This is a genomic window from Oleiphilus sp. HI0067 (assembly GCF_001635735.1).
This window is the reverse complement of record NZ_LWFI01001420.1, coordinates 1-19,359: the sequence shown is the minus strand read 5'-3', so window position 1 is coordinate 19,359 and position 19,359 is coordinate 1. Positions and strand designations below refer to the sequence as shown.

Below are 19,359 nucleotides of genomic sequence, written 5' to 3'. Positions count from 1 at the left end.
AGGATGTGCTGTTGCATAAATTGAACGCTTCTGTTTGATATAGTGGCAACTTGGCAGCATCTTTGCATACATAATAAAAAGCCGAAGAGCGGTTGTTGTTTTTGGAGAAAATCATGGCGTCATCATTTGCCGATGATAAAAAAAATGTTCACCTATCTATTTCTCAAGTTGTTAAAGATTTTGATGGTTTCAAAGCGGTCAACGACGTTAGCTTAGATATCTATCAAGGAGAAATTTTCGCTCTGCTTGGTGCTTCTGGTTGTGGTAAATCTACTTTATTAAGAATGTTGGCAGGTTTTGAAAAGCCTACGTCTGGTGACATCATTCTTGATGGTCAAAGTATGTTGGATGTTCCTCCTTATGAGCGTCCGGTTAATATGATGTTTCAATCCTACGCTCTATTTCCTCATATGACGGTCGAGCAAAATATTGCCTTTGGTCTGAAGCACGATAATCTCTCAAGACCTGCGATTGCTAATAAAGTTGAAGAAGTATTAAACCTTGTTCGTATGACGGAATATGCGAAGCGAAAACCGCATCAATTATCTGGAGGGCAACAGCAACGTGTTGCGCTAGCTCGTAGTTTGGCTAAAGAGCCTAAGTTACTCCTGTTGGATGAGCCAATGGGTGCCTTAGATAAAAAACTGCGTACTCAAATGCAGCTTGAAATTGTCGATATCTTAGAGGCTGTTGAGGTGACATGCGTGATGGTAACGCATGACCAAGAAGAAGCGATGACTATGGCTTCTCGCGTCGGCATTATGGATCAAGGTGTGATTCGCCAGGTGGGCGAGCCAGTGGATGTATACGAGCATCCGAATAGCCGAATGACGGCAGAATTTATTGGCTCTGTGAATATTTTTGAAGGGACGCTATCAAAAGATGAGTCTGATCATGCTGAGTTAATATGCGATGATTTGACCGTTGCCATTCATGCCTCGCATGGTGTGGTAGGTAGTTTGGGTATGCCAATGGCCTACGCAGTCAGACCTGAGAAAATCCAAATTAAGCGCCGTGCCCCGGATCAGCCTTATAACTGGGCGAAGGGTGCGATTAAAGATATTGCTTATCTTGGAAGCCATTCGATTTATCATGTTGAACTAGCAAACGAAAAAATTGTACTCGTATCAATGGCCAACAGTGATCGTTGGTCAGAAGTTGATGATGGTCCTCGCCTCAGTTGGGAAGATGAGGTGTATGTATACTGGGCTGACGATAGCGGAGTTATGCTGAACTCATGAATATCGCCCAAGTATTTACCCAAACACTGAAACAATCGGGCAAGAAACTGGTCGTTCTGTTACCGTTTTCTTGGCTGCTTGTCTTCTTCTTAATTCCCTTTCTGATTGTTCTCCAGATCTCTTTTAGTGAGTCGCGCATAGCGCAGCCGCCGTTTACGGACCTCACTAGTTTTGTTGATGACGTTTATACGATTAGCCTTAACTTATTCAATTACATTGATTTGTATGAATATGATCTTTATTTGAGTGGTTATATTAGTTCCGTGAAGATTGCGTTCACGGCTACAACCTTATGTTTGCTGATTGGTTACCCGATTGCTTATGCGATTGCGAAGTTGCCCCCGCACACTAGAAACCTCGCGTTGATGCTCGTCATCCTTCCATCTTGGACATCATTCCTTATTCGTATTTACGCTTGGATCGGTATATTGAAGCAAAACGGTCTAATCAATAATGCCTTGATGGGCTTAGGTGTGATCGAGCAGCCCCTAGAAATTTTGCATACTCCGATAGCGGTTTACATCGGTATTGTGTATGCCTACTTACCGTTTATGGTATTGCCGATTTATACAAACCTTGTGAAGCACGATTCGACTTTATTGGAAGCGGCTGCTGATCTTGGTGCAAGACCAATTGGTTCATTCTTCAAAATTACCTTGCCTTTGTCTGTCTCGGGCATTGTTGCAGGCTCAATGCTGGTGTTTATTCCATCCGTCGGTGAGTTTGTTATCCCTGAATTGTTGGGCGGTCCAGATACCTTGATGATTGGTAAATTGCTTTGGAGTGAGTTCTTCAATGCGCGTAACTGGCCTGGAGCATCTGCGGTGGCAGTAGTTATGTTGCTGTTACTTATTTTGCCGATCACGATCTTCCAGCGTTATCAGGCAAAAGATTTAGAGGAGCAGGCTAATGAGCACTAACAAGACCAATAAATTGTCTTGGGCAATCTTATTAGGTGGGTTTGCTTTTCTATACTTCCCGATTTTTATATTGATTGTCTACTCGTTCAATGAGTCGCGTTTGGTGACAGTTTGGGCAGGATTTTCGACAAAATGGTACGGCGAGCTATTTGAAGACGAACAAATGATGAGCGCCGTTTGGATGAGTTTGAAAATTGCATTTTTAAGTGCGAGTGCTGCGGTCGCATTAGGCACCTTGGCCGCGATCGCCTTAGTGCGATCGGGCGCATTTAAAGGCAAAACGCTGTTTACCGGAATGATTACTGCACCCTTGGTCATGCCGGAAGTAATTACGGGTTTGTCGCTTTTACTCTTGTTTGTAACGATGTCGCAAGTACTTGGTTGGCCTGAGGGGCGTGGTAGCTTAACGATCTGGATTGCCCATACAACTTTTAACATGGCTTATGTGGCTGTGGTTGTGTCTGCAAGATTACGCGAGCTTGATCGACGTTTAGAAGAAGCTGCGATGGATCTTGGTGCTAACAAATTCCAAGTGTTTATCTACATCACTTTACCAATTGTTGCGCCAGCATTATTGGCTGGATGGCTATTGGCATTTACTTTGTCGCTCGATGATTTAGTAATCGCGAGTTTCGTATCGGGGCCAGGTTCTACAACCTTACCAATGGTGGTGTTCTCTAGTGTTCGATTAGGTGTGAGTCCAAAAATAAATGCATTAGCGACATTACTTGTTTTGGCCGTGGCAATGGCGGCCTTTATCGCATGGTGGTTCATGCGAAGAAATGAATTGCAAAGACAAAAGGAAATTCGCTCGGCATTTAGTCAATAAGCGAATGGGGCATAGATAAGACATTGATGTGTTCCAGAAAGGAAAATGACTCGGCAGAGCAGTTAAGGCAGAGTTAATTAAGATCTTCTTAGGGTGTAATCGAGGAAAAATTATGAAAGCAATAAAAAAGCTAGCGTTGGCAACAGCGTGTGCGGTGGCTACAACAGGCGCTATGGCCGAAGAGAAAGTATTAAACGTTTATAACTGGTCTGACTATATCGCTGAAGATACTTTAGCGAATTTTGAAGCCGAGACTGGTATTAAGGTCGTTTACGATGTCTTCGATAGTAACGATGTTCTGGAAGCAAAACTGCTTTCAGGCAAGACTGGTTATGATGTTGTTGTGCCTTCAGCGACATTCTTGGCGCGTCAAATTCAAGCCGGAGTTTTCCAGCCACTTGATAAGTCAAAACTTCCGCAGTATGAAAATCTCGATGCACCGATGATGGAAAAGTTGACTTCGCATGATCCAGACAATGCTTACTCTATTCCTTACCTTTGGGGTACTACAGGCATTGGTATCAATGTGGGACAAGTTACAGAGCGTTTAGGCGAAGACATGCCTGCTGATTCATGGGATCTGGTTTTCAACCCAGAGATTGCGGCTAAATTAGCTGACTGTGGTATCACAATGCTTGATGCGTGGGACGAAGTTGTTCCAACCGTATTGAATTACTTGGGCGAAGACCCTAAATCAACTGATACAGCGCTTTTGAACGGCAAAGTAAAAGACACCCTTAGTGCAGTTCGTCCACACATTCGTTACTTCCACTCTTCGCAATATATCAACGACCTAGCAAATGGTGATGTGTGTGTGACAGTCGGTTGGTCTGGCGACATTCTTCAAGCGATGGATCGTGCTGACGAAGCTGAAAATGGCGTTGAAGTATCTTACGTAATTCCTAAGGAAGGCGCAGGTCTTTGGTTTGATATGCTCGCGATTCCTAAGGATGCAAGCCACCCAGAAAATGCACACAAGTTCTTAGACTTCTTGATGCGTAAAGATGTGATGGCGGGTATCTCAAACTACGTTTGGTATCCAAATGCGATCCCTGGCTCTAAGGAAATGATTGATGAGGAAATTACATCTGACCCATCAATTTATCCAACGCCAGAAGTAGAAAAGAATCTTTTCACTTTTCCTGTTTATGCTCCTAAATTTGACCGTGCCGGTTCACGCATGTGGACAGCGCTTAAGAGCGGCAAATAATACGAGCAGTGAATTGATACCTATGAAGAGCTAATAAGGCTTCTTATACATAGGGAACTTCTAGGCCTCCATTGTTTCAATGGGGGCTTTTTTTATTTTTAGACTTATCGAGCACCCAATAGAGATGGCTTAAAAATTCTTAGGGGGGACTCATCGCACTTATTTTAGACAAAAAAATACCCGCGACAGATTGTGCGGGTATTCGTTATTGATTGAAGTGTTTTACTTGAACTTCTCGAGCAAAAGGTAGTACCACATGCCAATGGCTAAGAACTGATTGCCGAGCCACTCAGAACCCGGTACGCGGATATGAGAGCATTGAGCGAAGGTATCAAATTCATGCAGATGACCAGTGATGGCATTAGCCATAATTTCGGAGACAATGTGGCTTGTTGCGATACCATGTCCAGAGTAGCCTTGCGCATAAAAAACGTTTTCAGATAGCTTTCCGAGCTGAGGAATGCGGTTGATAACGATGCCCATCATGCCGCTCCACTGATAGTCGATGCCAACGCCTTTGAGGGCAGGGAAGGTGCGTTCAATCGCAGGTCTTAATTCAGCAGCTATATCTCGTGAAGGCTTGCCGCTATAATTTGCGCCACCTCCGAATAGGAGACGTTTGTCTGCTGTCATGCGGTAATAGTCGAGCACGAAACGACAATCATACACAGCAAGATCTTTCGGGTTTATTTGCTCAGCTAACTCGCCCAAGGGCTCAGTAGCAACAATACCTCCTGCCGCCGGGAAGATCTTTCCACTCATTTTGCTACGTTGAAGACGATGATAAGCGTTGCCGGCTAACAAGACGGTATTTGCTGTGACGACACCATTCTCGGTAATAACTTGAGGGCGTTGGCCCTGCTTGATGTCCACAACCAGTGTGTTCTCGAATATTTGTACGCCTAGTTGTTGAGCCGCAGCAGCTTCTCCCAAGCATAGATTGAGAGAATGCAGATGCATGTTCTTTTTATTGTAGAGCGCGCCGTGATAGATCTCTGTCTCTAGGTAGTCAGGAATATCGTTCTTCAGTAGAAGCTTGACCTGGTCTCCCATGCCATTTGCGAGAGCTAAGTCGTAACTTGCTTGGAGTTCTTTCATGTGGCTTGGTTTATAAGCTGCATGTAAATGGCCATATTTCAGGTCGCAATCGATATTATATTTTTGAACGCGTTCTTTAATGATGTCATGACCACGCCAACGCAGATTCCAAATAAAGTCATCGACATCTTTGCCTAGTTTGTTACGCATTTGCTTACGCATTGCTTCGTCGCCAGACAAACTACCGGTAACTTGACCTCCGTTACGTCCGGTCGCCCCCCAAGCAATTTTGTTCGCTTCTAATAACGCAACGTTCAAGCCTTTTTCTGCGAGCTCAAGTGCTGTATTCACACCGGTGAAGCCACCGCCGACGATCGCAACATCAACATCGATTGCTTGGTTTAGGCTCGGGTAATCGCTTTCTTGGTTGACTGTAGCGGTGTAGTACGCGCCGCATCGTTCGGTATTTGGAGATGAATGAGACATGAATAAGCCGTTTGATATATTTTACAACATGTGTTCAGTTTTGCACGATTAAGAGGTTGTGACAAGTAATAGTTTGTATGCGGTTTGAGGAGGGAGAGGGTAACTAAAATGTGAAGTTTAGGAGCCGATTTTTCGACCCCTAAATATTAATCAGACCTTCTTTAACTACGCGCTTTTCTTAATATCTTTCATCGCTAGTGCAGAAGCTGGCGATACATAAGCGTATCCAAGTGCTTCAGCGACGGGTTCGTTAGTAACCATGCCTTTGTGGACGTTAAGCCCCTCGAGTAAATGTGCGTTTTCTGTCAGCGCATGTACGCCTTTGTTTGCCAATGAAATCGCGTATGGAAGTGTCGCATTGGTCAATGCAAAGGTTGAGGTTCTAGCGACACCGCCAGGCATATTCGCTACACAGTAGTGAACAATGCCATCTACCTCATATGTAGGGTTTTCATGCGTTGTTGCTTTTGATGTTTCGAAACAGCCGCCCTGATCAATCGCGACATCCACCAAGACAGCGCCTTTCTTCATGTCTTTAAGCATGTCGCGGGTAATGAGCTTAGGAGCTGCTGCGCCAGGAATCAGCACGGCGCCGACCACTAGGTCTGCGTTTTTAATGTGTTTTTCGATTGCATCTGCGGTGCTGTATACAGTGTTCATTTGCGAGCCGTAGATGTCATCAATTTGCTTCAAGCGTTCAATGCTACGGTCAAGGATAGTTACGTTAGCGCCAAGTCCAGAAGCCATACGAGCTGCGTTTAGACCTACAACTCCGCCACCAATGACAACCACACTTGCAGGTTCTACGCCCGGAACGCCGCCGAGTAGCATGCCATTACCGCCTTGTGCTTTCTCAAGAGTATGCGCGCCGGCTTGGATAGACATGCGGCCTGCTACTTCTGACATTGGTGCAAGTAAAGGTAGGCCGCCTTTGTCATCGGTAATTGTTTCGTATGCAACTGCTGTCACGCCAGATTTTAAAAGAAGTTCAGTTTGCTTTGGGTCTGGAGCCAGGTGTAGATATGTGAAAAGAAGCTGATCTTCTCGAAGGAGCGCGCATTCTTGTGGTTGAGGCTCTTTTACTTTGATAATCATTTCAGCTTGCGCAAACACATCTTCTGCAGTCGCTACAATTTGTGCGCCTGCCGCAATATATTGCTCATCTTCTAAGCCAATGCCGGCGCCTGCACTTTTTTGCACAATAACAGAGTGGTTGTTTGCGATAAGCTCTTTTACACCCGCTGGCGTTAAGCCAACGCGGTATTCGTGATTTTTAATCTCTTTTGGTACACCGATAAGCATGTTCTCTCCCTCTTGATTCGTGTCATGTTCAAATACGAATAATGTTAGAGAAGAACGAACAGAATTATCTTCTTAATTGTAGCTTGAAAGAAAATTTTTCAGGCTAACCGTCTGTTATTTATATTTTTATTGGATATATGTTCTTTATTATTTAATTTGAGAAGCATGTAATGATTTTATTAGATCGATAAATCTAAGGTCTCTTTGACTTGCTCCATCACTACATAAGACGTTGATTCTAAGACTCCAGGTAAGGTTAAAAGTGTTTCCCCCAGAAAAATTCGGTAGGCATTCATATCGTTTACTCGCGCTTTGATTAGGTAGTCAAAGTTACCCGACACTAAGTAGCACTCTTGCACTTGTTCAAGTGCTTGGGCCGCAGCATTGAAGCGTTTGAAAATATCGTCACTGGTTCTGTTCAAGCGAATTTGAACAAACACTAGTAGAGATGCGCCTAAGGCTTCTGGATCGAGCTGAGCGTGATAACCTTTGATGATGCCCTCGCGCTCGAGCTTTTTTACACGTTCAAAGCATGGCGAACTAGACAAGCCTACGCGCCGCGCCAGTTCAGCAAAACTAATACGCGCATCGTTTTGTAATTCGCGCAATATTTTTAGGTCGATCTTACTGAGCTGCATGATTAATCTCCTTTATTCATTGGGTCATGAAGTCTATTTTAGATGATTATGCCAAAGAATGGATATAGTGCAGAATAAATGGCTGAAACATCTAACAAGTGAAGATGCTACGTACACATCCTGCGACGCAATAAATTTGTTTTTCTTTGTAAATCCGATTTCAAAAATTGCTCGTAATAGCCGTTATTAAACGGCTAATTATTCGAATATATCTTTCAATTGGCTTGTCTTACTCTTACGGCCAATGTTATTGATTCAGTGGAGATCACAATGCGGCATTTGAATTACAACCACTTGCTTTATTTTTGGACTGTTGCGAAAGAAGGTAGCGTTGCGAAAGCTGCCGATATCCTCCATTTGACGCCACAGACTATCAGTGGTCAGTTAAAAGTGCTCGAAGACAGTATCGGAGAACCTTTATTTCAGCGTGTTGGACGAGGACTCGCTATTACTGAGACTGGACGCGTTGTAGAGCAATATGCAGATGAGATCTTTTCTCTTGGGTCTGAACTGACTCAGCGAGTGAAGAGTAAGCAGCCAGGCACTCCCATTAATTTCAATGTTGGGATCGTAGACTCGATACCTAAGTTAATTGCATACAAGATTCTTGAGCCTGCTCTAAGTTTTGAGCAGCCGATCAAAATCGTTTGTATGGAGGGAAAGCTAGAGACGCTGTTGGGTGACTTAGCCGTCCATAAACTTGATTTGATTTTGTCTGATCGAAGTATTCCAACAGGCTTAAATGTAAAAGCTTACAGTCATGAGTTAGGCGAAAGTGATTTGACCTTTTTTGGAACACCCGCCCTGTGCGCGCAATACGAAGGTTCATTCTCCAAATTCTTAGATAATGCGCCTGTTTTGTTGCCAGTGAATAATCATGTCTTGCGTCGCAGTCTCGATGATTGGTTTGATCGAGAAGGCATTACTCCGAAAATCGTCGCTGAATTTGATGATAGTGCATTACTCAAAGCTTTTGGCGAGGCAGGCGCGGGCTTCTTCCCAGCGCCAAGTGCTATGCGTCGACAAGTTGAAACAATGTATGGGGTAAAGGCAATTGGAGAAGTGTCTGATGTATCAGAGCACTTCTTCGTGATTTCGCCGGAGCGAAAGTTAAAACATCCTGCGGTGGTGTCGATTACCGAAACCGCGCGTTCAAATCTAGCTTCGATCAACCAGTCTGAGCGACTGTTTTAGGCTCATTGATTCCTCGTATTCTACGCAGCATTGAGCGTCTCGCTTTGGCGAAGATCTGCTCGATCGCTGCGCCACAATTCTCAAGTTCGAGTGCAATAGATATCTTCTGACCATTCGCTGGTATTACATCGAGCTCACAGCGATATACGGTGTCTTGAACGCTCGTTTGTTTGTCAATAAATAGATTCACTGACTCAATATCGTCTACAAGACTCCCTAGATGGATGTTGTAATACAGATCTATAGTGCGTTCCCAATATGCCAATACTTTTTCGTTCACGTTTAGGTACAGCATTACGAGCCTCCTCTTCAGCGTTTAACCAATGCTACTGAATGCGAAATAGCTTCTTCCATCAGTTATTAATCAACGATGAGTTCGAATACTTCGATCAATAATTGTTCGCTTTTATGATCATTTTTTTCGTTCTTTCGAGACGAATAAATCTTCTTTTTTCGAAGTGACGTGGATGACAGGATGACACCTACGGTTCACAACGATGGAGACTCGTAAATGAAGACTGTACATAAATACCTTCTCGAGAATGAAGGCAAGGACACAACCTTAAAGCCTAAGGAAGGGTTCAAGGTTCTTCACTGTCAGCGAGTATTAGTTGATAAAGCCATTTACTTGTGGGTAGAAGAACCTTTGCCGGCGGAAACGCCTTCGGTAAATGAGACCTTTCGCATTGTGAAATCTGGCGACCCTGTTCCCGTATTAAGTCAGCATGTTGCTACGACAGTCGATGTTTATGCTCCCGAGGCATATCACGTATTTCAGGTGTCTCGTCAGATTGTTTCTACTGGAAACGAAGCCCAATCCACCATAGCGCAAGAAGCTAAAGCACCGCTGTATTTACCATTGAGAGCTTAATTTTGGAGGCCTTTGAGAAAGTTAATTACTTCCTCTATTAATCATCTCCACCTTTAGCGTAAAGCAACTCCCTAAACGTGCTTTACGCTTTTTTTGGATTCATTTTTATAGACAGAATTTATCGATGATTTAGAGGTATATTCGACTTTTTCGGCGTACTACTGATGCGTATAAAGGATTGCTAAACAAGCTAACAATGGAGATCGTTGTGACAAAAGTTTTTCGAGAGATGGTTCAGCATGATGCTGCTGGAGGTGTGTTGTTGATTTGTGCTGCCCTATTGGCCCTTATCATGGCTAATTCGGGCATCAACATGTTCTATAGCGACTTCCTTAACATGCCGGTTGTCTTGCAACTAGGTGGCTTTGAAATAGCGAAACCGCTGTTGCTATGGATCAATGACGGACTCATGGCTTTGTTCTTCTTCCTTATAGGTCTAGAAGTAAAACGCGAAATACTAGAAGGACATTTGTCATCGAAGGATCAAATTATTCTTCCTGGTATAGCGGCAATAGCAGGGATCGTTGCTCCGGCTTTAGTGTATGTATTTTTTAATACTGGCGATGAAGTCGGGCTAAGAGGTTGGGCGATTCCTTCGGCGACCGATATTGCCTTTGCGCTGGGTTTGTTTAGCTTATTTGGTAAGAGCTTGCCTTTAACCTTAAAGCTGTTCTTACTGTCTGTGGCTATCTTCGATGACATTGGCGCAATCGTTATTATCGCTCTGTTTTATTCTGCGGATTTGTCAGGTCTTTCTTTGTCTGTGGCGGGATTTGGCTTAGTCGGATTGTTTATCTTGAACCGTTTAAAGGTGAGAGCGCAAGCTGCGTATATCATCATAGGTGTGGTTGTCTGGGCGGTCGTATTGAAGTCAGGCGTGCATGCGACGCTTGCTGGTTTCATCGTCGCTTGGTTTATACCTCTCAATGTGAAGACTGAGCACGGGCATTCCATGCTCAAGCAAATGGAGCATGGCATTCAGCCATGGGTCGCATTTTTCATCCTGCCTGTCTTTGCGTTCGCTAATGCGGGTGTGAACTTGGTAGGTATTGGAGTGGAAGACTTGTTCCATCCCGTTACGATGGGCATCGCACTTGGGCTATTTGTTGGTAAACAAATCGGTATTTTTGGTGTGTGTTGGTTAGCAATCAAGTCAGGTATTACATCGCTTCCTAAGGGAACGACTTGGTTACAACTCTATGGTGTGTGTATTCTTTGCGGCATAGGTTTTACGATGAGTTTGTTTATCGGGTCGCTTGCTTTTGAAGGCATGGATGCAGCATATCAAGAGAGCGTTAAGCTAGGAGTTTTGTTAGGCTCGTTGTTGTCAGCCGTGATGGGATCGATAGTAATTGTGAAGAGTCGTGAACAAGAGGTGCCAGACCTGCGAGCACAACAGAGCTACTCATAGTTAGGACTAAGGCTTTGCTCAGCTTATGCTGGGTAAAGCCTTGATAGTAGTGCTGGGACGGCAGTTTCAGTCCTTAAGATCCGATCTCCTAGATGCACAGACTCAAACTGTTGTTCGTAAAATTTCGAGACCTCATATTTTGTAAATCCTCCCTCTGGACCAATTGCTAAGGTCACTGGCTGTTTCGGATCTAATTGAACAGGGCACGGCGTTTCAGTGTGCGGATGTGCGATGAGTTTGAGGTCATTTCCCGCTAGGTCGCTTAATTCGTCTTCTACAAAAGGTTTGAACAGCTTTCTTGTTTTGAATACGGGCATCACCGTATCTTTGGCTTGCTCTAAGCCGATGAGCGCATTTTCACGCAGTGATTCCTCGTTTAACCAAGGGGTCTGCCAATAACTCTTTTCTACCTTCCAGGCATTGATAAAGGTGAAGTCTTTGACTCCCATCGTGACGGCAGTTTGAATGATGCGACGAAGCATTTTAGGCCGTGGTAGCGCCAATACGAGCTTGATCGGTAATGGTGCTGGGGCTTGCTTTGTACAGCGAAATGTTAGCTTTGCTTGTACTTGATTGAGCTCGGTTAATGTGCCTTTCCCAATCAAACCGTTTTCAATGCCTACGCTCAGCGTATCACCGGTTTTCGCGCGCAAGGTCTTGTGGATATGCTCGAGCTGCCGTCCTTTAATGACGGCAGTCGACTCATCGATAATATTGTTTGGAGAGAGTAAGAGCAGGTTCATTACTAGTTTGTTAGTTGCTCATTTTCTGTTTGTTTTTTCTCAATAAGTTTTGAAAACAGTAAACCGATTTCGAACAAAAGCCACATTGGAAGGGCTAGCAATGTTTGAGAAATAACGTCAGGTGGAGTCAGAAGCATACCCACAACAAAACAGCCAACAACGAGGTAAGGGCGCTTCTCTGAAAGGCTGGCTGTGCTTGTCGCCCCCACTGACACGAGAATAATAATCGCAATCGGGATTTCAAAAGCAAAGCCGAACGCGAAAAACATCTTCATGACGAAGTCGAGATAGCGACTGATGTCAGTCATCACCGCAACACCTTCTGGTCCTGCAGAGGTAAAAAATCCAAATACCAATGGGAATACGACAAAGTAGGCAAAGGCCATTCCTAGATAAAACAGCAGCACGCTTGAGAATAATAAAGGCATTGCTAGGCGCTTTTCTTTATCGAACAGAGCGGGAGAGATAAATCCCCAAATCTGGAAAAGCACATAAGGCATTGCGATAAAGATCGATGCGAAGAAAGTAAGCTTGAAAGGGGTTAGAAAAGGCGAGGCAACTTCTGTTGCTATCATGGTTGTGCCTTCAGGCATCAGCGCACGAAGTGGCTCGGATAATAATTGATAAAGATCGTTCGCAAAATAATAGAGAGATAGAAATACCACTATGACCGCGATCACGGCTTTAAGCATACGATTTCTTAGCTCAATTAAGTGAGCCATTAAAGGTTGAGCCTGATCGTTTTCAGGCGCGCTTGAATCGTTGTCGCTCATACTTCTTTACTTGGTGCGGTTGAAGATTCCAATGGCTGACTGGTGCTAAGGCTTTCTTTTTCAACGTCGGCTAATGCTTGCGAAACTGTCTGATGAATTTTGTTTGCATCATCATTGATATCCAAGCTGTTGCCTTGTTTTTTAAGTTGCTCTCGAAGTTCTTCTATTTCTACCTGACGATCAATTTCTTGAGAAAGTGTGCTGGTTAGTCGTCGAGCTTTGCCAATCCATTTGCCAATTGTCGCGGCTGCTTTAGGAAGACGCTCTGGCCCCAGGACGAGCAGCGAAATAATGGCAACGATGATAATTTCAAGAAAGCCAATATCAAACATAGGTGTTTATCTATGCCTTGTTATTGTCTGAATTTGTTTTTTCAGCTTTAACGTCGATCACGTCATCATCTTTCTTATCAAGCGGTTTAGCTTGCTCTTCGTCTTTCATTGCTTTTTTAAAGCCTTTTACTGCGCCGCCAAGATCTCCGCCCATATTGCGAAGTTTTTTGGTGCCGAATATCAAGGCAACAATCACTAAAATAATCAGTAGCTGAGTAGGGCTGATTCCCATATTAAGACTCCTTCTTACGTTGAGCTTTTTCTTCTAAGCCAGAGAGGTTAAAGCGTCGCTCCAACTCATTTAGTATTTCTTCGTTCGTAATGTCTAAGTGAGATAGCATAACCATAGTATGAAACCAAAGGTCTGCTGTCTCGTATATTAGATCTTGTTTATTACAATCAGTTTGCGCATCTTTCGCTGCCAAAATTGTTTCGGTGCATTCTTCGCCAACTTTCTCGAGAATTTTATTTAGTCCCTTATTGTGAAGGCTTGCGACGTATGAACTTTCTGGATCTGCTGAACGCCGTGCATCCAAAACTTCTTGTAGTTGCTTTAATACGTCAGACATTAAATTCAATTCTCCAATTACTTTGATGTAAGCAGTAGCCAGGCACCTAGCGTGATACTTAGTGCAGAGGCGGCTGACAGTGTTTGCGCGATGTGGAGCCAATCCGCATTGCTTGAGATTAAGCCTGTGCCAATCAATACGCAAGCAAGTACTTTACGTTTCTTGTTTGGTTTTTGTGTATCGCCTTGGTATGAGCTTGTTTGTGCCCTTGGGGGCTCGAGACGACTTAGGTTGTCCATGGTCTCGTAGATTAACTTAGGTAGTTCTGGTGACTGCTGTACTAAATCTGGGAATTGCTCGCGTAGTCGCTTGAATACGCCTGGTGGTGCAAGTCGATCGCGCATCCAGCGTTCTAGAAAGGGTTTTGCTGTACTCCATAGATCCAGATCTGGGTATAGCTGTCGGCCTAATCCTTCAATATTGATTAAGGTTTTCTGCAAAAGAACGAGTTGAGGTTGTACTTCCATATCGAAGCGTTGTGCGGTTTGGAAAAGACGCACTAAGAATTGGCCAAATGAAATTTCGCTTAACGGTCGTTCAAAAATGGGCTCACAGACTGTTCTTATTGCCGCTTCAAATTCTTCCACGCGTGTTGTCGATGGCACCCATCCAGAGTCAACATGTAAGCGTGCTACTTCGTGGTAGTCGCGATTGAAGAATGCGAGCAGGTTGCGGGCAAGATAGTTCTGGTCTTCTTCGCCAAGAGTACCGACAATGCCGAAATCGACGGCGATATACTGAGCTGCTTGCGGATTTTTTGTTGAAACAAAAATATTGCCGGGATGCATGTCTGCATGGAAAAAACTATCGCGAAAAACTTGTGTGAAGAAAATCTCGACACCGCGTTCAGCGAGAACTTTTAAATCAACATGATGTGCTTTTAGCGTTTCGATATCGGCAACGGGAGTGCCATATATGCGTTCCATCACGAGCACATGTTGATTGCAATAAGGCCAATATACTTCTGGGATATAAATCAGCTCTGAGTTTAAGAAGTTACGGCGGATTTGAGAGGCATTGGCTGCTTCGCGTTGCAAATCAAGTTCATCGAATATGGTTTTTTCATAATCGAGAACAATTTGTTGAGCGCGTAAGCGTTTGCCGTTTTTCCATAAAGCTTCAAGCAAGTATGCAAATAGCTTCATGAGCGACAAATCTTGCTGAATAGTCTTCTTAATGTTTGGACGAATGACTTTAACAATCACTTCCTGTCCGTTAGGCAACTGCGCACTATGCACTTGAGCAATAGACGCTGAGGCCATGACGTCTTCATCGAATCGTGAAAACACCTCAGAGACAGGTCGGCCTAAACCCTTTTCAATAAGTAGAATCGACTCTTTCTGACTAAAGGGAGGTACTTGGTCTTGTAGCTTTTTCAGCTCATTGGCTAACTCGTCATCTAATAAGTCACGACGCGTTGAAAGCAGCTGCCCAAATTTAATAAAAATCGGGCCGAGAGTTTCAATGGCTAATCTCAGACGAACGGCTTTTGAATGCTTAGGTCTTGGAAACAACTGCCAAGGAGCCAGAATAAGCAGTAATCGCAGTGAGGTAGGGAGCGAAGTTAGTGGAAGAAAGTCATCTAAGCGATAACGGCAAGTCACCCATAATATTTTGAAGGCCCTGCTTAACTTTTTAGTTCCTAAGTCGGCAGCCAAACTAACCTCGCTTGATGCGTTTCGAAAGTGATCTTACTCTTGCTTCTAGACGATCTCCGGCCAAACGGAGTTGGTCTATCGCTTCGAATTGCTTGTTGGCTAATGCGCGAGAAGGAAGTAAACGAAGTTCGTATTTTACGAACTCTTCTAGGTCTTTCACGAAGTTTTTGCTGAAGGTCTTTGCAATGGTGATGCTTTGTTTTGCGCCGCTGCTGATAAATTTTGCTGGTGTATCGCCAATGAAGTTAGCTAGCAAGCCTTCCCAGTCGATATCTAAATTATCTGCAAAACGCTGAATTTGTTGTGCGCGTACGGCATCACCAGTAAACGCAAGGTCGCCTGAGTTCAGTAGAGTGGCAGTGTCTCTATAAGCGGCCAATTTTAATAGTCCTGACAGGCTGGCGGTCATGGTGACTGTTGGAGCTTGCTCTGCAGATAAAAGTAAGATGCGATTGTTTTTTGCGCCAATGAATAGCGATTGATTTAGATTGCTAATACGTAGTTCGAGCACACAGCCATTAAGAGGCTTTAGTTTTTGTTCTGAACCTGGATCCATAGATAAGGTAGCGTTGAGTGTTTTCTCAACGCTAGGTGCGAACTGTTGGAATAAAGGTTGGCTAAAGATGTTCACTACGCCTTTACTCCGGTGTGTAGAGCAACAATGCCGCCAGTCATATTTTGATAGCGCGTATTAACGAATCCTGCCTCATCCATCATACCCTTCAAGGTTTCTTGGTCTGGATGCATACGAATAGATTCAGCTAGGTATTTATAGCTTTCACTATCATTTGTGATGAGCTTGCCCATCATAGGGAGTGCGGTGAATGAGTATTTGTCATACACATCACTAAGCACTGTGTTAGTGGGTTTTGAAAATTCCAATATCAAAAGTCTGCCGCCCGGTTTCAATACGCGGAACATAGAGCGGATAGCTTTATCTTTATCAGTGACATTTCTTAAGCCAAACGCGATCGATACGGCATTAAAGTAATTATCTGGGAAGGGAAGGCATTCTGCATTCGCTTGTACAAATTCAATATTGCTGCCGTAGCCTTTGTCTAATAATCTGTCTCGTCCGACATTGAGCATAGAGGCGTTAATGTCAGCGAGTACAACTTTGCCTTGATCTCCAACGCGTTTGGAGAACTGCATCGTGAGATCTCCAGTTCCCCCCGCAATGTCTAGTACCTTATGACCAGAGCGTACGCCAGAGGACTCAATGGTCAAACGTTTCCATAAACGGTGGATTCCAAAAGACATTAAGTCGTTCATGATGTCGTATTTTGTAGCGACAGAATGAAATACGTCTGCGACTTTGCCGGCTTTTTCTTCGACGTTGACGTTCTCAAAACCAAAGTGAGTGGTGTTTTGATTGGTGTCGTTGTTTGCTTGGGTTTCTTTCACGCTAAGTTGCTCTTGCAAGACTAAATCTGCACCTATTCTATCGTTCACAGAGCTCGAAGACTATCTTGAAAACCAATTAGATTGTTCTGGGTTTGTGCAATATCGGTTAGACTTGCCAAATTGTAAAACTAATCAGCAATAGGATTTTTTGATGAGCGCAATTCGCATCGAAAGAACGCATAACCGAGGACTAGACGCTGCAAAGCAAGAAGCGGAAAGTTTAGCGGAAGATCTAACTGAAAAGTTTGGGCTCAAATACGGTTGGCAAGGTGAGACGCTTGCGTTTAAAGGATCTGGTGCGAAAGGTGAAATTCACTGTGCTTCGGATAGTATCGCGTTAACTTTAGAGCTTAGTTTTGTTTTGCGACCGTTTAAAACACGAATTGAGCAGGAAGTGCATAAATACCTCGACGCGTTTGCTGCAAAATAAAACTACCGATATCTAACAAAAATAAGAATCCTTATGACTCAAATAGCCAATCAGCGTGCTTTAAGCGCACGTGATCTTATCGTTCGTTCTCCCGAGCTTTTTAGAGGCCTTCCAAAGAAATTACGCGGTTTATATCGTGTCGCGCAGCAGCGTAAGAATCCCGTTAATAATTTAGCTTCGTGCTTTGAGCTGGCAGCATCAAAGTTTCCAGACAATATCGCGGTGATGTTTGAAGGGCAGTCTTTGAGTTATAGCGACTTCAATCGCAAAGCTAATCAAATTGCGCATTATCTAGAGGGCACAGGGACGGTAAAGGGCGATACGATTGTTGTCATGATGGAAAATCGTGTTGAGTTATTACTATGCGTTGTGGCGTTAGCGAAGTTGGGGGCAATTGCTGCGCTGATCAATACATCGCAGCGAGGCAATGTTCTTGAACATAGTATTCGTTTGGTTTCGCCCAAGCGCATCATTGTCGGTGAAGAGTTGTTCGACGCTTGTATGGCTGTTGAGTCAGCGCTGCCTGATGGCGATCAAAGTGTGTTATGGGTCGCTGATAAAGCTACGAATGATACGCCTAAAAATGCCTATGATTTGATGGCAGTCGCTGGTAACCAGAGTGAGCAGAACCTCCCGCATAGTGAACACATCCGAGCGAATGATCCTCTTTGTTATTTTTACACGTCGGGCACAACGGGCTTACCGAAAGCCGCCATATTAACCAATGGGCGATATATGAAAGCCTACGGTGGAATTGGGGAAGCGTGTATTCAGTTGCGTAGTGATGATCGCGTTTATGTTCCCTTGCCGTTTTATCACGCGACAGCGATGGTTGTGGCTTGGTCTAGTATCGTATCGAGTGGTGCAACCTTAGTATTGGTAAGAAAGTTTTCGGCAAGTAAATATTGGCATGATGTGGTTTCGCAAGGAGTGACTGCCTTGTGCTATATCGGCGAGTTGTGCCGGTACTTAGTGGCGCAAGCTCCGAGCGATATTGAGCGTGAAAACAAAGTGCGTGTGATGTTTGGCAATGGGCTTCGGCCAGAAATTTGGCGCGAATTTAAACAGCGTTTTGATATTGATCGCGTGCATGAGTTTTATGGCTCGAGCGAAGGCAATGTCGGCTTTATGAATGTGCTCAATTTAGACAATACCGTCGGTTTCTCTCCTGTTCCTTACGCCATTGTCCAATATGACCTCGATGCAGAAGAAGCGCGTCGTTTTTCTAATGGTTATATGAGAAAAGTAAGTCGAGGCGAAGCGGGATTGTTGCTCGGTGAAATTAATGAAAAATCTCCTTTCGATGGGTATACCGAGCCAGAAAAAACAGAGAAAACTATTTTGCGTAATGTCTTTAAGCAGGGCGATGCTTGGTTTAACACTGGCGACATGATGCGTGACTTAGGATTTCGACATGCTCAGTTTGTCGATCGTCTAGGGGATACCTTCCGTTGGAAAGGCGAGAATGTATCAACGACAGAAGTTGAAAATGTTCTGGGTCAATATAGTGGAGTCATCGACGCGATTGTCTATGGTGTCGAAATTCCAAAAACTAACGGGCGCGCAGGAATGGCAGCCTTGCGGTTTGAGAGCGGGCAGTCTTTTGATGGGCGAGCGCTATATGAATATCTGCAGGCACACGTACCAGATTACGCGATCCCTCACTTTATTCGTTTGGTTGATGAGGTTGAATCAACGGGTACGCACAAATATAAAAAAGCGCCTCTGAAAAAAGACGCTTATGATCCGCAGGCTTGCGGTAGTAAGGTGTTTGTTCGATTACCGAAACAAAGCAACTTTGAAGAGCTAACTCAGTCGCTATACCTAGATATTATGTCATCAAAGCATAGCTTCTAAGCGAAAGCTTATTGGCTGCGATCTGAATATTCGCTAGCTGATTTATCGCCGCTATAAACCGCACCAGCGATTTTTTGATTGTGACGGCCAATCAGTTTTCGTTGCAGTTTTGTTTCGAGATTCAAAGCTTGGCGAATGGTTGATAGCCATGCGCCGTTATAGAGCTTCTTGGTTAAGCTGATGGCATCTGGCGATTTGTTTGCAATCTCTTTCAAGAAAGCAGTTGCTTCCGCCATTGGGTCATCGCATATGCGCGTCACGAGGTTGTACTCAGCTGCTTTTTGGGCATCAAATACTTCTGCCGTCATCGTTAATTCTTTTGCCTTATCGATCGAGCAAAGCTCTCTTAATGCGATCGAGCCGCCCATATCTGGTATGAGTCCCCATTTCGTCTCCATGATCGAAAATGTGCAGTTCTTAGATGTGTAGCGAAAGTCTGCTCCAAGCGCTATT

Annotated in this window: 22 protein-coding genes; 9 read left to right on the top strand and 13 right to left on the bottom strand. The window is 44.2% G+C overall.

The window, feature by feature from the left end; all coding sequences use genetic code 11:
• Positions 1-113 precede the first annotated feature (113 nt).
• The 4 genes from A3739_RS22600 (at position 114) to A3739_RS22585 (ending at position 4,200) form a co-directional block, all read left to right on the top strand.
• Positions 114-1,241 carry an ABC transporter ATP-binding protein gene (locus A3739_RS22600; RefSeq protein ID WP_068502874.1) on the top strand — a complete coding sequence of 376 codons (1,128 nt, stop codon included), beginning with the start codon at positions 114-116 and terminating at the stop codon, positions 1,239-1,241.
• Positions 1,238-2,161 (top strand): ABC transporter permease subunit, encoded by a 924-nt coding sequence (locus A3739_RS22595; protein WP_068502869.1) that lies wholly within the window; start codon positions 1,238-1,240, stop codon positions 2,159-2,161. Before A3739_RS22600 ends, A3739_RS22595 begins: the two co-directional genes overlap by 4 nt.
• On the top strand, positions 2,151-2,990 hold the full coding sequence (locus A3739_RS22590; RefSeq protein WP_068502866.1) for an ABC transporter permease subunit: 840 nt from the start codon (positions 2,151-2,153) through the stop codon (positions 2,988-2,990). Before A3739_RS22595 ends, A3739_RS22590 begins: the two co-directional genes overlap by 11 nt.
• Before the next feature lie 112 nt (positions 2,991-3,102).
• A complete protein-coding gene (locus A3739_RS22585; protein ID WP_068478930.1) occupies positions 3,103-4,200 on the top strand; it encodes an extracellular solute-binding protein in 1,098 nt (365 codons plus the stop codon).
• A gap of 222 nt (positions 4,201-4,422) precedes the next feature.
• Here A3739_RS22585 and A3739_RS22580 read toward each other — a convergent pair whose 3' ends face one another.
• From A3739_RS22580 to A3739_RS22570, 3 genes are all read right to left on the bottom strand, one after another.
• Positions 4,423-5,724 carry an FAD-binding oxidoreductase gene (locus tag A3739_RS22580; RefSeq protein WP_068502863.1) on the bottom strand — a complete coding sequence of 434 codons (1,302 nt, stop codon included), beginning with the start codon at positions 5,722-5,724 and terminating at the stop codon, positions 4,423-4,425.
• A 165-nt stretch (positions 5,725-5,889) separates the two neighbouring features.
• Entirely contained in the window at positions 5,890-7,026 is a 1,137-nt protein-coding gene (gene ald, locus A3739_RS22575; protein ID WP_068478120.1) for an alanine dehydrogenase, read from the bottom strand.
• A 179-nt stretch (positions 7,027-7,205) separates the two neighbouring features.
• Positions 7,206-7,664 carry a winged helix-turn-helix transcriptional regulator gene (locus A3739_RS22570; protein ID WP_068481781.1) on the bottom strand — a complete coding sequence of 153 codons (459 nt, stop codon included), beginning with the start codon at positions 7,662-7,664 and terminating at the stop codon, positions 7,206-7,208.
• A gap of 270 nt (positions 7,665-7,934) precedes the next feature.
• Here A3739_RS22570 and nhaR point away from each other — a divergent pair, with 270 nt between their 5' ends.
• Positions 7,935-8,858, top strand: a complete 924-nt coding sequence (gene nhaR, locus A3739_RS22565; RefSeq protein WP_068476073.1) for a transcriptional activator NhaR — start codon at positions 7,935-7,937, stop codon at positions 8,856-8,858.
• Here nhaR and A3739_RS22560 read toward each other — a convergent pair.
• Entirely contained in the window at positions 8,833-9,153 is a 321-nt protein-coding gene (locus A3739_RS22560; protein ID WP_068481778.1) for a hypothetical protein, read from the bottom strand. The two genes, nhaR and A3739_RS22560, sit on opposite strands and share 26 nt — an antisense overlap.
• A 216-nt stretch (positions 9,154-9,369) precedes the next feature.
• On the opposite strand from A3739_RS22560, the gene A3739_RS22555 reads away from it, so the two are divergent.
• Positions 9,370-9,729, top strand: coding sequence for a hypothetical protein (locus A3739_RS22555; protein ID WP_068502861.1), 360 nt, complete (start codon positions 9,370-9,372; stop codon positions 9,727-9,729).
• 208 nt (positions 9,730-9,937) lie between these two features.
• A complete protein-coding gene (nhaA, locus tag A3739_RS22550) occupies positions 9,938-11,140 on the top strand; it encodes a Na+/H+ antiporter NhaA (protein WP_231876682.1) in 1,203 nt (400 codons plus the stop codon).
• A 23-nt stretch (positions 11,141-11,163) separates the two neighbouring features.
• Here nhaA and A3739_RS22545 read toward each other — a convergent pair whose 3' ends face one another.
• From A3739_RS22545 to ubiE, 8 genes are read right to left on the bottom strand one after another with little or no spacing between them, the layout of a single operon-like run.
• Entirely contained in the window at positions 11,164-11,883 is a 720-nt protein-coding gene (locus tag A3739_RS22545; RefSeq protein ID WP_068481772.1) for a 16S rRNA (uracil(1498)-N(3))-methyltransferase, read from the bottom strand.
• Between the two features lie 2 nt (positions 11,884-11,885).
• Positions 11,886-12,656 (bottom strand): twin-arginine translocase subunit TatC, encoded by a 771-nt coding sequence (gene tatC / locus A3739_RS22540; protein ID WP_068481754.1) that lies wholly within the window; start codon positions 12,654-12,656, stop codon positions 11,886-11,888.
• On the bottom strand, positions 12,653-12,988 hold the full coding sequence (gene tatB / locus A3739_RS22535; RefSeq protein WP_068481743.1) for a Sec-independent protein translocase protein TatB: 336 nt from the start codon (positions 12,986-12,988) through the stop codon (positions 12,653-12,655). Before tatB ends, tatC begins: the two co-directional genes overlap by 4 nt.
• 10 nt (positions 12,989-12,998) lie before the next feature.
• Positions 12,999-13,220 (bottom strand): Sec-independent protein translocase subunit TatA, encoded by a 222-nt coding sequence (tatA, locus tag A3739_RS22530; protein ID WP_068481740.1) that lies wholly within the window; start codon positions 13,218-13,220, stop codon positions 12,999-13,001.
• A 1-nt stretch (position 13,221) separates the two neighbouring features.
• Positions 13,222-13,557: a phosphoribosyl-ATP diphosphatase gene (locus A3739_RS22525; protein ID WP_068481737.1), complete on the bottom strand. Its 336-nt coding sequence runs from the start codon at positions 13,555-13,557 to the stop codon at positions 13,222-13,224.
• 17 nt (positions 13,558-13,574) lie between these two features.
• Positions 13,575-15,215, bottom strand: a complete 1,641-nt coding sequence (gene ubiB, locus A3739_RS22520; RefSeq protein ID WP_068502857.1) for a ubiquinone biosynthesis regulatory protein kinase UbiB — start codon at positions 15,213-15,215, stop codon at positions 13,575-13,577.
• A gap of 1 nt (position 15,216) precedes the next feature.
• Complete coding sequence (locus A3739_RS22515; RefSeq protein ID WP_068481732.1) at positions 15,217-15,846, bottom strand: SCP2 domain-containing protein; 630 nt, start codon at positions 15,844-15,846, stop codon at positions 15,217-15,219.
• Positions 15,846-16,619, bottom strand: coding sequence for a bifunctional demethylmenaquinone methyltransferase/2-methoxy-6-polyprenyl-1,4-benzoquinol methylase UbiE (gene ubiE, locus A3739_RS22510; protein ID WP_068479572.1), 774 nt, complete (start codon positions 16,617-16,619; stop codon positions 15,846-15,848). Before ubiE ends, A3739_RS22515 begins: the two co-directional genes overlap by 1 nt.
• 151 nt (positions 16,620-16,770) lie before the next feature.
• On the opposite strand from ubiE, the gene A3739_RS22505 reads away from it, so the two are divergent.
• Positions 16,771-17,049, top strand: a complete 279-nt coding sequence (locus A3739_RS22505) for a polyhydroxyalkanoic acid system family protein (RefSeq protein ID WP_068479568.1) — start codon at positions 16,771-16,773, stop codon at positions 17,047-17,049.
• A 33-nt stretch (positions 17,050-17,082) separates the two neighbouring features.
• Complete coding sequence (locus A3739_RS22500; protein WP_068481729.1) at positions 17,083-18,906, top strand: long-chain-acyl-CoA synthetase; 1,824 nt, start codon at positions 17,083-17,085, stop codon at positions 18,904-18,906.
• Between the two features lie 8 nt (positions 18,907-18,914).
• Here A3739_RS22500 and A3739_RS22495 read toward each other — a convergent pair.
• Positions 18,915-19,359 (bottom strand): enoyl-CoA hydratase-related protein (locus A3739_RS22495; protein ID WP_231877132.1); only part of this gene is annotated, 445 nt, incomplete at its 5' end.